General features: G+C 62.3%; 14 protein-coding genes. 7 read left to right on the top strand and 7 right to left on the bottom strand.

Annotation, left to right across the window (positions count from 1 at the left end; genetic code table 11):
• Window positions 1-348 precede the first annotated feature (348 nt).
• A complete protein-coding gene (locus THITHI_RS0117155; RefSeq protein ID WP_018234294.1) occupies window positions 349-1,254 on the top strand; it encodes a hypothetical protein in 906 nt (301 codons plus the stop codon).
• 85 nt (window positions 1,255-1,339) lie between these two features.
• On the top strand, window positions 1,340-2,716 hold the full coding sequence (locus THITHI_RS0117150; protein WP_018234293.1) for a DNA cytosine methyltransferase: 1,377 nt from the start codon (window positions 1,340-1,342) through the stop codon (window positions 2,714-2,716).
• Between the two features lie 217 nt (window positions 2,717-2,933).
• Here the strand turns inward: THITHI_RS0117150 and THITHI_RS19430 are convergent, their stop codons facing one another.
• From THITHI_RS19430 to THITHI_RS0117120, 6 genes are all read right to left on the bottom strand, one after another.
• Entirely contained in the window at window positions 2,934-3,362 is a 429-nt protein-coding gene (locus tag THITHI_RS19430) for an antirestriction protein (protein WP_018234292.1), read from the bottom strand.
• A 117-nt stretch (window positions 3,363-3,479) separates the two neighbouring features.
• On the bottom strand, window positions 3,480-4,034 hold the full coding sequence (locus THITHI_RS19425; RefSeq protein WP_018234291.1) for a DUF7417 domain-containing protein: 555 nt from the start codon (window positions 4,032-4,034) through the stop codon (window positions 3,480-3,482).
• Between the two features lie 33 nt (window positions 4,035-4,067).
• On the bottom strand, window positions 4,068-4,328 hold the full coding sequence (locus THITHI_RS0117135) for a hypothetical protein (protein ID WP_018234290.1): 261 nt from the start codon (window positions 4,326-4,328) through the stop codon (window positions 4,068-4,070).
• A gap of 112 nt (window positions 4,329-4,440) precedes the next feature.
• Entirely contained in the window at window positions 4,441-5,223 is a 783-nt protein-coding gene (locus THITHI_RS0117130; RefSeq protein ID WP_198005660.1) for a ParB/RepB/Spo0J family partition protein, read from the bottom strand.
• A 165-nt stretch (window positions 5,224-5,388) separates the two neighbouring features.
• On the bottom strand, window positions 5,389-6,384 hold the full coding sequence (locus THITHI_RS19420; RefSeq protein ID WP_018234288.1) for a ParB/RepB/Spo0J family partition protein: 996 nt from the start codon (window positions 6,382-6,384) through the stop codon (window positions 5,389-5,391).
• A gap of 11 nt (window positions 6,385-6,395) precedes the next feature.
• On the bottom strand, window positions 6,396-7,574 hold the full coding sequence (locus tag THITHI_RS0117120) for an AAA family ATPase (protein WP_018234287.1): 1,179 nt from the start codon (window positions 7,572-7,574) through the stop codon (window positions 6,396-6,398).
• A gap of 196 nt (window positions 7,575-7,770) precedes the next feature.
• Between THITHI_RS0117120 and THITHI_RS0117115 the strand changes: the two genes are divergently transcribed.
• The 4 genes from THITHI_RS0117115 to THITHI_RS0117100 all read left to right on the top strand — a co-directional run bounded on the left by THITHI_RS0117115 (window position 7,771) and on the right by THITHI_RS0117100 (window position 11,713).
• Window positions 7,771-8,901, top strand: coding sequence for a hypothetical protein (locus THITHI_RS0117115; RefSeq protein WP_156820686.1), 1,131 nt, complete (start codon window positions 7,771-7,773; stop codon window positions 8,899-8,901).
• A 1,241-nt stretch (window positions 8,902-10,142) separates the two neighbouring features.
• Window positions 10,143-10,694, top strand: coding sequence for a hypothetical protein (locus tag THITHI_RS0117110; protein ID WP_018234285.1), 552 nt, complete (start codon window positions 10,143-10,145; stop codon window positions 10,692-10,694).
• Between the two features lie 320 nt (window positions 10,695-11,014).
• A complete protein-coding gene (locus tag THITHI_RS20885) occupies window positions 11,015-11,248 on the top strand; it encodes a DUF2274 domain-containing protein (RefSeq protein WP_018234284.1) in 234 nt (77 codons plus the stop codon).
• A 3-nt stretch (window positions 11,249-11,251) separates the two neighbouring features.
• On the top strand, window positions 11,252-11,713 hold the full coding sequence (locus THITHI_RS0117100; RefSeq protein ID WP_018234283.1) for a hypothetical protein: 462 nt from the start codon (window positions 11,252-11,254) through the stop codon (window positions 11,711-11,713).
• Here THITHI_RS0117100 and THITHI_RS0117095 read toward each other — a convergent pair.
• Window positions 11,691-12,242 carry a hypothetical protein gene (locus THITHI_RS0117095; protein WP_026186452.1) on the bottom strand — a complete coding sequence of 184 codons (552 nt, stop codon included), beginning with the start codon at window positions 12,240-12,242 and terminating at the stop codon, window positions 11,691-11,693. The two genes, THITHI_RS0117100 and THITHI_RS0117095, sit on opposite strands and share 23 nt — an antisense overlap.
• 21 nt (window positions 12,243-12,263) lie before the next feature.
• Between THITHI_RS0117095 and THITHI_RS0117090 the strand changes: the two genes are divergently transcribed.
• Entirely contained in the window at window positions 12,264-12,953 is a 690-nt protein-coding gene (locus THITHI_RS0117090) for a hypothetical protein (protein ID WP_156820685.1), read from the top strand.
• Window positions 12,954-13,061 lie beyond the last annotated feature (108 nt).

The raw sequence follows: 13,061 nt of genomic DNA, 5'->3' as shown, positions 1-13,061 counted from the left end.
TCTCCCACCCTTGCCGCGCCCGCTGCCGCCCCAGAGAGCTCAAGAGAGGTGCAGAGAGGTGCAGAGAGCCCAGATAAACCCCGTCAGGCGAGAAACATCCGGTAACGGTATAACTGAGAGTCAAGATGCAGCAACGGGGCGCGGGGGGTCAATACGTGAAAAGGCGCACGCGACGAAAGACGCAACAATCCGGATCAACGGCAGGCGGCCAGGGAATAGGCGTCAGGGCGCGCAGGGCTCGATTATTGAGGTGTATTACCTGGATCATTTATATGATTAGCAGTTCAATGATTGCTTGAATTGCATTAGAATAGTTCCGAAACAAGAACTTAAACGAGGGGGATGGGTATGTCTGCCGTGAGCGGCACCCAGGAGATCTATGAGCTGGCGCGACAGCTCAGGGAACAGCTGCGCGCGCTCCACCAGGCGCTGATCCATGAAAGGGATCGCCCGATCTGGATCGGCGGGCGCGCCTATTGTGATGATTTTGCCAAGGAGTACTTCTACCCCTCGGGCTCGCTGCTTGAGCCCGATGCGCGCGCCATCACCAGCGCGCTCTACAGCCGGCTCGAGTTCCTCGACGGCCAGGAGCCCCAGGAGACGCTCACGCTGCCGGGTATCGTGGGTGCCTCGAGCGAGACGATCGCGCTGGTGCAAAAGATCAACCATCTCAAGGGTGAGCTGATCAAGGCAACCTCGGGGCTGCGCCGGCGCTACACCAGTGCCGGGCGCGACGGCGGCTGCGCCGACAAACACATCCGCAGCGCCTTGCAGCAAGCCGGCCTGCCCCGCCCGGCGCTCAAGCAGTGCTATCGCAAGATCCCGCTCCTGTGCGAGCCGCCAAGCTATGTGGGCTGGACATGGGCGCAGGTGCGCGCGATCAAGACCTACACGGCCGGGGAGCTGCTCGCCTCGATCAGCGGCGACGGCACCGAGGCCTGGTTGCTGTCAAAACTCGCCGCGCTCGACCCAAAGGAGCGCCTGGCGCAGGTCCAGCCTCTGCCCCCGGTGCTCAAAGCGAACGTGTGCTTTGAGAGCGGCACCAACACCGAGACCCTGCGCCGCCTGGTGCCCGCGCCGCTGCCCCTGATCTACCCCTGCGCCGCGGGATCGGCGCTGCCGCGCACCCGACCCCCCGCCCTGGCCGCACCGCGCAAGCGACGAGAGCGCGTGGCTGACCAGAAGCTCGAGTCCACGCCCTACATCCCCGCGCTGCGGATCTATCGCTACAAGACGCGCGAAGCAGGCCTCTGAGGCCCGCGCTCTCCCCGAGACACGCCGTCAGACCCTCCACCTGGGCTCGCTATACCTCCTGAGGTCAACAACCCAGGAGGTATATATGGCATCGGTCGTGTACACGAAACTCGGCGAGCACCGCGGCAATCGACGCCTGTGGCTTGAAGGCAACATCCTCTCACGCCACGGCATCAAGCCCGGTGACAGGTTCCGGCTCGACTGGGACACCGATAACAAGCGCCTGGTGCTCAGGCTCGCCGACGACGGCGAGCGCACCATCAGCAAGAGAAAGCGCGGCGAGAAGGTCTCGCCGGTGCTCGATATCAACGCCTCGGAGCTCGCGGAGCTCTTTGGGCAGGTCGATCGCGTACGCGTTGTGGTGCGCCCCGAGGGGCTGCTGGTCACCCTCCACCCGCACCAGGCGGCCTGTCAGGAACGCCTCGAGCGGGTGCGCGATCGGCTGCGCCGGGGCGAGGCGCTGCGCGTGGGCTCACTGGCGCATGGCGCCGGCGTGCTCGATCATGCGTTGCACAGCGGGCTTCGGCGCGCGGGCATCGCATCGCGCCTGGCCTTTGGCGTGGAGATCGAGGCGAAGTACCTGGAGGCCAGTCTGGAGAACAACCCGGTCTGGGACAAGGACTCGACCGCCATCTGTGCGCCGATGCAGGACGTGGAAGTCTCGCGCCTTGCGCCGGTGGAGATCCTGGTCGCGGGGCTGCCCTGCACCGGGGCCTCGCTCTCGGGGCGCGCGAAGAACAAGCTGGCGTTCGCCGAGCAGCACGAGACGGCCGGGTCGCTGTTTGTCGCGTTTCTCGCCTTCATCGAGGCGACCCAACCCGCGGTGGTGGTCCTGGAGAACGTGCCACCCTACCAGAACACGGTCTCGATGCACGTCATCCGAGAGGTGCTCGAATCCAGGGGCTATGCGCTCGAGGAGCGCGTGCTCTCGGGGCCCGAGTTCGGGTCGCTCGAACGGCGCGACCGTCTGTGTGTGGTGGCCGCCACCGAGGGGCTGGAGATCGACCTCCAGACGCTCAGGGCGGTGCGTGCGCGTGAGCACAGCCTGGCCGAGATCCTCGAGCCGGTGGCCGAGGACTCCCCGCGTTGGCGCGACCTGTCGTACCTGCGTGACAAGGCGGTCAAGGACGAGGCGGCCGGAAAGGGGTTCAAGCGCCAGGTACTCAAGGGCGATGAGGACGGATGCGGCACCATCGGGCGCGGCTACGCGAAGTACCGCTCCACCGAGCCGATGCTCTCCCATCCCAGTGATCCGGTGCTCGAACGCCTGTTCACGCCGGCAGAGCATGCTGCGGTCAAGACGATCCCCGGGAAACTCATCGAGGGGGTTGCCGAGACCACGGCCCACGAGATGCTCGGCCAGTCAGTGATCCACTGCGTGTTCGAAGCAGTCGGAGCGCACCTGGGCGAGGCGCTCAACAGGCTTTGCGCGCCGGTCGAGCCACACAGGGCAGCGGCCTGATGCGCTCAAGGACCTGAGATCGGGAGGTGACCGGCAAGCGCGCGGACACCTTCGCATTCCCACCCCGTAGACCGATTGGTCTATGGGGTTTTTTTATGGCCCCCTGCCCCGCCCTGTGCCGGGTCCCGCGCGTGCAATGAAAAACCCCTCCAGCACCGTTCAAGGGTGTGGAGGGGGTGAATCAAGCCCGCGGCAAACGCGCCACGGTCACGCGCCGCTAATCCAGCGCGGCCAGGATCTTCTCTCTTTCGGCATGCGCATAGGCCACCTCGCGCACCCGGTACAGGAGCTCGATCGCCTGATCGGTCTCGGCGCTCTCGGCATAGAGCCCGGCGGCGAAACAGGTGGCCGTGATGCTGGCCGCCTCCCGGCTCATCGAGCCCTCGAACCAGTTCGACGGGACGATGATCTGGAGATCCCCCTCGCCGCGCAAGCACAGAAAGAACGCGCCGTTGCTGGTCTCGTAGAGGTCCCAGGCGCCGCCGTCGTACTGCGGGCAGATGCGGCGCATCATCGCGTAGATGAAGGTCTCCATGCGCACCGCATCCACGGCACTACCGCCGATGATGCGCGCGAGATGGTCGCTCCATGGTTCGATCTTGCTGTACTGCATGGGGGTCTCGGTATTGCTTTGTGCGTGCTGCATTGTCTTTCTCCCGGGTGGTTGTCCTCAAGAGGTATAGGGACGAGCGCCTCTGCGCGCGGCGGGCGAAAGAGAAAGCCCCTCACCAGGAGGGGCTTGAATTGCATGATGCCAGAGGGACTAGGTCCCTTGCAGATTCCCGGCCGCATCCAGGGGATGGCGGCATCGGGGCGAGTCGTTGACGACCTGGCGCAGGGTCTCGAAAGAGCCTGCGCTCAGGCGCTCGAACAGCTGTGCCTGTGCGCGGGTTGCGCCGAAATAACCCGAGTCCTCGCGCCCGATCTCATCGGCGAGCACCTCGAGATTGTCCTCATCGAGCACGGCGATGCCGTTCTTCTCGGATCCGATCAGGCCTCTGGCGTTGTAGGCGCCATAGAGCACGATGCGAAAAGTGCGCCCGTTGTCAAAGCTCAGCTGCTTGTCTGCGCTGACCTTCGCGTAGGGCCCGACATCGGGCAGTGCGCCATCGAGCGTGTGGCGCGGCTGCGGCTTGGGCGCGCGACACTGGCCGGCGTCGATCAACGTCTGGGCGGTGCGCCCGTAGGTCCCTTGCAGCTGCCAGGCGAGGCCCGAGTCGATCAGGTGCTGGAAGCCTTCCAGGTATTGCTGGCTGCCAGGCTCGATCGAGCCATCCTCCACGCCCATGGTGAAGCTCACCACGTCGAACTCACTCATATTGCTCTCCTTTGGCGGCAGTTCGCACCGCCGTCAATCCATATAGTATGAAACGCCGCCGAGAAACTGAACCACAGTGATCTCCAGGCCATGATAGTGCACCCCCAGATCGAAACGCCGCGCAAGCTCGCGGGCCTGTTCTTCACTGGTGGCGGTGACGACGAAGCTCACGCTCACGCGCCGGGAATGGCCTTCGGGGCGGGTCAGCGCCGTGATCCGGTAGGCGGACAGCATCTGGGCGCCGAAGCAGCCCGTAACGCTTCTGGGTTCATAGGTGTCCTGCGTTGTAGGCATTGGTGGCCTCCTCTCTTGAAATGTTCGGGGTCTCGCTAGGTGTAGCGATCCGCCGGGCGAGAACGGCCGGTAACGGTATAAACGGACGGCAAGGCGCGGGGCGTGAGGCGGTTCATCCGGGGCCGTCATCTTCGTAGATGCCGATGCGCGCGAGGATCCCGGAGAGTGCGTCGAGATTGTGATAGGCGATGCGCAGCTCCCCGCCCCCACCCTCTTTCGAGGCCACCACCGTGACCTTTGAGCCAAGCGCCTCCCCTACCCTGCTCTCCAGCGCGCGCAGGTTTGGATCGCCAGATTCAGGGCCGCGGTCGAGACGCTTAAGGGCTGCGATGCGTCGCTCGATCTCGCGTACCGACCAGCCTTGGCGCACCGCCTGGCGCGCAAGCACCACCTGGCGCTCGCCGGACACTCCGGCAAGCATCTTGCCGTGCCCCGCGGTGAGCTTGTCCGCCAGCACCAGGTCCTGCACCTCGGAGGTGAGCGTGAGCAGGCGCAGGGTGTTGGTGACCCGCTCCCTGCTTAGTCCGATCACCTCGGCGATCTCCTGATGAGTGAACTTGAACTCGCGCATCATGCGCTCGATCCCAGCGGCCGCCTCGATCGGATTGAGGTTTTCGCGCTGGAGATTCTCGATCAAACCGCTGGCGGCGGACGCGGCGTCGCCGAGCTCGCGCACCACCGCATTGATTTCGTGCAGGCCGAGGAGCTGCACAGCGCGCCAACGCCGTTCGCCGGCGACCAACTCATACCTGCCGCCGGCAGACGGCCTGACAATCACCGGCTCGAGCAGGCCCTGGCGCTCGATCGAGTCCGCCAGCTCTTGCAGGAGCGCGGGCTCAAATTTACGGCGGCACTGGTAGGGGCTCCTGGAGATCAGGTCCACGGGTATAGACATGAGTTTTTCCATCAGCGCACCCCCGTCTCCGGATGTTTCACGTAGAACAATCCGAGAGCCGATCCCTCTTACGCCAGAGGCAAAGAAGGTCGTGTACGGTTGAATTAAAACACCGCTTTTCTCTTATTATACAACCACTTGCGAGCAAATCAACCATGGTTGACACTAGCCTTGCTTGTCTGTCGTGCGGGCATCCGTCAAGGCCTCCTTGAAGGCTGAAACGAGCGCCTCATCGTCTTGCTGGAGATCAAAGTCGAGCTTGAGGTGGTTCTTGTATTTCGAGATGATGCGCGCCACCTCGCCTCCCGTGCCGCCCGTGTAGATGCGTGGTTGCGCCTTGCGCTTTCCGCTTCGACGCGCGCTCTCCTTGAGCGCACGCAATACTCCGGCGCCGTCCTTGGGGGCGGCCTGCCCGGCTGCGCGCTGCGCCTTGATCTCTAAGGCGGCCTGTAAAATCTTCTCCCGGGAGACCGGGTTGCTCAGCAGTGGCGTGAGTTCGCGTGCGTGGCGAACCTTGATTTCTGTGATGCTCGGGTAAGCATCCACCACCTCTTGGGGCAGAGTAGCCAGCAAGATGTAGTAATTCAGCCACGCATGCGAAACCTCCATCCGAGTTGCCATTTGGCGTTGTGACTCGTAGTAGCTTTCCAGCGCCTTCTTGTAATCGAGCGCGCGCTCATAATCCGAGATGTCTGCGCGGGCGCGGTTCTCCACATCTCTCAGACGAAAGGCCTCTTCGTTACTGAGATCGCGTTCCTCGATCACTAGATCCCACCCAAGATAAGTCGCGGTCCAATGACGTCGGGCCCCCAGGATCAACTCGTGGGTATAATCAGGATCATCTTCAAGCCGGCGCGCGATCGCAGGGATCTCCTGCTTGCCCAGCTCGCGGAAGGAGTTGATCAGGTCGGCGCAATTCTCATCATTCAGCAGGTCATACCGGCGGTTGTGATTGTCCGGGACCTTGATCTTCTCAGGCGCCACCCGATGGTAGAGCTTTCGAAACCGCTTATCGGCCGCGAGCTCCTTTGTCTGGCGAAGACGATCCTCCAGGATCCCGGTGGGCGGAGGTGTCGCGCTCTCACCGCCCTGCCCTGGTTTGGGCGGCGGGCCCATAATGTCCTTGAGCTTATCGACCATCTGACGGTTCTTGTTTGCCATGACAGGTCTCCTTACAGGCGCCCTTCGGCCTGAAGTTGTTTTCTGTGGCTCGGCCAGGTCATGCGGATCTGGAGCTCAATATCGCGCATCACGGCTTCAAGCATCGCCGTGGCTCGCAGGTAGGTGCGCTTTGCCGATGTGGTTGGCTCGGTCAGCTCATAGACCGTCTTGTCCTGGTTGCTCGCGCTCTGGATTTCCGAGGATTCCTTGAACCGGGTTGGCAACAGATAATGCCCGAATACGTTTTGCATCAACTCGGCCATGGCACTCTGCGCCGTGAGCTGGCCCCGGTAACGGCTGATGACGATGCGCACGAACTGATAATCCACCGAGGCCCCCATGTGGCGCTCGATAGACGCCAGGTTGTCGTTGAGCATGTTCAGGAACGAAATCGTCGAGGTGAAATCGTACATCGTAGGCGGCGCCGGGATCAGCAGGCTATTCGAAGCGAACATCACGTTGAGGGCGATAAAGCCCAGCGCCGGGGGAGGATCAAGCACAATAACGTCGTACTTATCCTCGACCTCAGCGAGACCGCGCTTGAGCAGATGCAGAACATAGCCCCCTTGCTGGTAGATATCAGACGCCAGCTCGTACTCTGCCTGGTAGAGACGCAGGTTGGCGGGAATCAGGTCCAGCCCTTCCCAGTAGGTAGGCCGGATCGCGGTGACCAGGTCCCCTTCTTGGCGAAGATAAGGCAAGAGCGTGTCGCTCTCGGCAAGCTGCTCATCCGGCAGGTAGCCAAAGGTGCGTGTAGTGGAGGCCTGCGGATCGCAATCCACAATCAGCACGCGATACCCCTGCAAGGCCAGGTACTGGGCCAGATGTACCGCCAGAGTGGATTTGGCTACCCCGCCCTTAAAATTCTGCACCGCCACAATGGCCGGCTTTTCCTCGGGAGAGCGCCGCTTGCGGGTGCCGAAATGGTCGCGGATCTTGTTGACCTGTGTCAGCGTGTAACCTTCGCGCCGGCCCTTCTCATCTCGCCGCGGGCTCTCGAGATCTCCCTGGTTCTCGGCGCGGCGAATCGCCTGGGGCGTGCGTCCGACCATGGCGCTGACTTCGGTGATCGAGAAGCGGTTGAACAACTCCTTTGTTCTGCCCGGCTCCAGGTTAATAGAATGAATCTGGCGATGCGCGCGGGTGCTGCGATCGATCAGGTCGCGGATGGTCTCAAGGCCTGTAGCCATGTAATACTCCTCCCTCCCGTTCATGGTGTACCCAGTGTATTTTCCAACAACGAGCGATGCCAGTGTTATTTTCGGAAAATCAAGGGGTAGCTTGACAAAACCGCCAGCAGCGCCTAGCTTTTGCAAGGCATAGAGGAGGGAATCGCAAGATATGGGGTCTGCCCCACCCTCAATACACAACGCTCGGGAGTCAACGATGGAAGCCAGCCTGCACTCATCGCTTCGTCGTATCGAGAAGGCGGTCTCCAGAAAGGCGCAGGCCAAGGCTCAGGCGCTCACCCTGGGGGAAGAGCTTGCGCGCTCTGAGGCGCCGCCCGATGCGCCAGTCGAACCGAGCGCCACCCCAAGACCTCGCGGCAGCGGGCGCTCGACACGCCAGTTGGTTGCCGCCGCGCAGCTTGAACTCTTTAAGATGGAGCGCGAGGGACATATCGATGTGCTCCCCGCCGTGGGCGTGGGCAATGAATTTCCGATCCCGATCTGCCGTTTTCCCATCTTTCCACCGATCTCGGAGGAAAAGCAGCAGGAGCTGCTCGAGCCGCGCACAAACGCGCTCGTCTTCCAGGGTCCGTTCGGGTACGGCAAGCGCCACGGGCCGAAAGTCACGACGCGGCACGAGGATGTCCTGATTGCGCTGCTGCGCCTGCGCAACAACCATGTGCGCGGGCTGCCTCGCAAGCTGCCCATCCCCATTGCCTTTACCCGCCAGGAGCTGGACGGCGCCGAGGGGAGGGCAGGGCGACCGGAGCGCGTCTACGTCACACTGTGCACCAGCACAGAGATCGCCCGGGAGCTGGGCTGGGCATCGACTGGCTCCAAGAACCTCAACGCGATCAAGGCCTGTGTGCAGGATCTCGCGGGCGTGAGCATCGAGATCAACTACCGCACCGAAGACCTCCACCAGCGCTACCTCCCGGACTTCACCCCAGGCACAACCTTCAACCTGCTGCATGTGATATGGGATGCTTACGGAACCCCGGGGCTCTTTCAGATCCAGTTCAACCCGCTGGTCACGCACTGGCTCGAGCGAGAGTTCACCTACCTGAACTGGAACGTGCGGCGCAAACTTGTTCGCGCGACCTCGAAAGCGCTTTTCAAGTTCCTCTCAACACAACCCTATCACTATTGTCGCGAACTGGAGTGGCTGGCCAAAACGATCGGTTGGCCCGGAGGGTCGAAGCGCTGGCGCGAAACCTTCTCTGAAGCAGCGCAAGAGCTCGTCGACGTAGGCTGGCTTGAGCGTTTCCATATTTCGGGCACGGGACGCCGGACGCCCTTCAAGCTTCACACCACCCGCGCCAGCGATAACCCCGCGGATACGGCGTAGCGTTCGTCGCACCAGAGGTGGACGAACGCAGCGAGATCAGGGTTTAAGCAGGGCCGAGGCCGCCAGGCCAGAGACCGTTACGAGCATCGCACCGGAGCCGGACGAACGTCGTAACTCGCTGTTTTTGCGCTCAATCCCATCATCCGCAGGCCAGGTATTTTGCGGCCGACACAGCTCCTGGTCCTGAGAGCGCGACTGCGTCGCACCAGAGGTGGACGAACGCCGTAACTACCTGATTTGCCCGTATATTCTGGCGCGCGAGGGGCGCCTCGGGCCGCCAAGTCCGGATCCATCGCACCAGAGGTGGACGAACGCCGTAAGCATCTGTTTTTGTTGGAATTAACTACACCCAAATCCCGCCAAAAAACGCCTTTTCAGGCCCTCCGAGGCCTGGCGCGGGATCCAGGTGGCTGCGCCGACGGCAGCGCCCGAAAACGACCATATTTTCGTGCTTATCTCGTTTTTTCAATGACTTACCCTGCAATTGCTCCTGAAAAACCATCGCACCAGAGGTGGACGAACGGGCTTGAGGGGCCTCTGAAAGCCCGAAACCATCGCACCAGAGGTGGACGAACGCGGGATCCGCGCACCGGGCGGGGCTGCACACGATGCGGGAGAGGGTTCCTTGTTCTTGCTGCCCGCAGAAGGTCAACGGCCTGGAGGGCGGACGGCGGCCGGACCAGAGATCGAGGCCCAGCTGCGGCGCAGGGCACTCACCAGAGCGGCGCGTGGGCAGGCGCGCGGCCCTGCGTGATCGACCAGGGGAGGAAGCGCAGAAGCTCGGCTACAGTGCGCGCGGTGCGTGTGTTGCTTTCTCCACAGCCAGACGCGGTCATCCACAACCCATCGCACTACAGGTGGACGAACCTTCGCACCGGCGCCGGAGGAGCTTCGCACTACAGGCGGAGCAACCATCGCACCTCAGGCGCACGAGCTTCGCACCATGGGTGGACGAACGAAACAGGGTAGGGCGGTAACGGGTTGAATACGCGACAAAAACTCGCTCACGCCAGTGATCTAGTGCTTTTGCAGTGCCCTCAGAATACTCTTTAGTTCCGCCGCAGTTAGGCAGCGGGAACAAGCCTTCTTTTTTTCAACCTCAACCCAAAGACAGATCCAGGCGCCAACCGCGCATTGCAGTAGCATGCCCCCTTGCATGCTCACAGAGCACCGCGCAAAGCCTTTTCTTCGACGCACGCACCTGTGCTATACTTTACGCCCATTCGACCCGGAAGCGCCCAATGCTCGATGCGCGACTCAAAGGTCTTTACACCTGCCTGACCTCCATGCTTTTGCCAATCGTCAAGGCACAACCCCCGCAACAGAACGATGTCCGCCTTATCGCCTTCGGCGCAAGCAATACGATCCTCGGCGATGTTGTCGTAGAGATTGACAACGCGCAGGCCTTCTCTCACTTCGCTGACTTTGCACGTCTCTTTCTCGCCGATCACCAGGCAATACATTACGGACTCATCCTCACCGGGCGGGTCGAACCCGGAGAATCCACCGACGCGCCTGGCGTCGTCCTGCGAGCCGCATGTACCGAAAACGGCCGCCCGAACGCCAACGAGTATCTCATCATCTGCGGCACCGACGATTGCAATCTGATCTGGACACACCCTCTCGAGACTGTCAGCACCTCCGCGCCGTTCTCGCCCGGCGCGGGCAGATTCTTCGTCTCCCAGAACCCGCCTTTCATCACTCCCGGATGGCTGGTCGACCCCTCGAAAGACCTCTCCCCTGAGGCGCGCGACGCCCTGCGCCGCCTCTACAGCGCCGAGACCAAGCACTAGGCCTCCGCGCCCGGCGCGCCGCGCTGGCCGAACCCGCTCCTAAGATCCCCCTGTAGCCCGCCCCGCGGGGGCTCCCCGCTGGCGCGCAACCGCGCGCCCCAGGACCCCGGCTGCCCGCAAAACCTGCGGTCGCGTTCCCTATACCTACCACCACCAGCCTTGCGGCGTTTCCCCGGATCCGCTGCCGGATTCGCTTGGGCAGGGCAGGGCACCCAGTACCCCTTCCCATTTTGTTGACCGCCCCCGTTACTGGTGCTACACTTTGCCCCGTTACTGGTGCTACACTTTCACCACATCACGGAACAAAAACGGAGATCACAGTGAAGATCGATCGGATCACAAACCACGACCCAATCGTGCGCCAGGCGCTCGGGATCCACAAGAGCGTCGTTGATCGCCTCAAGAGCTACCAGGCGATGTACAGCTCTGCCTACAACGACGAAATCCCCCTCAACCAGCTGGTCGAGGAGATGGTTCGTCAGTTCATGGATTCCGACCGGGAGTTCGCCCGCTTCGAGAAGAGCAAGCCGAGTAGCGCCGGCAGCGGCGATTGACCGTTGATCACCGAGGCTGCGACAGCGCTGGCCGGCGAAGAGAACCTTTTCTGGCCGCTCGTGCGAAACGCGCGCGTGTGCTATCGCCTGGACCTGGCCATACTCACGCCTTCAAACAACACGCTTCGCGGGATGCACTACATGGCATATCGAAAGCTCAGAAGGGCGTGGGCCAGCGAGATTCTTGTTGCGCTCAACATGCGCTTGCCGAGCAGGCCTATTGCGCAGGCACTGCTTGAAGTGCATCGCTACTCAAGCGGAGAGCTTGACTGGGATAACGCTCTTGGGGGTCTGAAGGTGGTGCAGGACTGCCTGGTTCGCCAGACCAGCAGGAACCCTGATGGGCTTGGTTTGATTGTAGACGATTGCCCGAAGTACATGCCTGAACCCCCCTACATGCGCCAGCTCGAGGCACGCAGGAATCAGGGGCGCAGCCACATATTCATCTACGAGCTTTTGGGTTGATGCGCTTGATCCATTTTTCTACAGCTGAGATCACCTCGTTGAGCTGCTCGGGACTCATTGACGAGCGTCCAGCCCTCCACGAGGAAATCGTCGATTGGCTGAGATCCGCGGCGAGGGCGATCTGCTTGTCCTTGAACCCGCGGGCATTCCAGGCGTCGAGAAGCTCGACAAGCTCCTCGTGCGCGACTTTGCGAGTCTCCTCGATCGGCCGGGTGCGCGATCTGTTGATGCGCTTGAGCTCGCCAAGGATCTCCGCCTCGCCGCTCGGAGGCGCGACGCCCGCCTTGCGCCAGCGGGACAATCCGTTCACCGAGACCACATACCCGGTTCTCTCGGTGAGAATGTCCGCGAGCTCGGCCTGCGAGAGATCGAATTTATCGAGCGCCTTGGCTATTTCCTGTGCCAGGACGGTGTCCGCGGTGGGGGCTCGCTCCGGAGGCTTTGGCGCCACCAACGAAAAATCCAGTTTCGGGCCCTTGAATCGCTTGCCGATCCTCGGACCTTTTCTCGTTCTGTCCATCACGTTCATCTACCTGGGGAGCCTCTTTGCATGATTGCGAAAAATCAAAAGCTTAGCGCCAGCACACTCTATGACAAGATAACAGCACTCGGGCTTGAGCGCAAATTGATCAACATCACGCTGGCCAAGGCGCGGATCCCCGCAAGCATGCAGGATGATGCCGCCCAGGAGATTCGTATCGCCTGGTTGAACGCCATGCCCGACCCGGATCTCTCGGAGGGGCAGACCGCATCCTACGCGCACACGATCGGATTTCACGCCGCCCTTCGTCACCGGCGCGACATGGGCTCCCCTGTGCGCCTGCCCGGCAGCGCCTTTCGCAAGAAGAAAGACGGCACCACCTACGTGCAGCCGGGCCACCTCGCCGCGCCCATCTCCTGGGAGGATCTGGCCGATGTGCTGGACAATCAGGACGGAGGTGTCGATGCCGAGGAGCCTTCCGATCTCTCGCGGCTCACCCCCGTGGAGATGCTCGAGCTCGAGCAGCAGCTGCACGGCGCGATGACGCTTCGCGAGAACATCTCCAAGCAGATCGCGATCGAGTGCGAGAAAGACGAGGTGGAGTTGCGCAAGAAGCTCAGCCGCAGGCAGCTGCGCATCCTCGTGCTGCTCAAGTCCGGCAAGTCGCTCGACGAGGTCGAGGACATGCTTGGCGTGCAGCCGACCACGTTGCAGAGAAACATCAAGGCCATCCGCGACGCGATCGAAGCCCTTCGTTGATCCGGGCAGGGGAGGGGGCCCGGGGCGCAAGGACGGAGGGCAATGAATCGTCCGATTCCCTATACCCACTTGATTGCGCGTGCATGCGCGCCTCGCCCGAAAGGCATC

Source organism: Thioalkalivibrio thiocyanodenitrificans ARhD 1, assembly GCF_000378965.1.
Taxonomy (GTDB): Bacteria; Pseudomonadota; Gammaproteobacteria; order Ectothiorhodospirales; family Ectothiorhodospiraceae; genus Thioalkalivibrio_A; species Thioalkalivibrio_A thiocyanodenitrificans.
The sequence above is the reverse complement of the archived record's forward strand: the minus strand, read 5'-3'. Positions and strand labels throughout refer to the sequence as shown.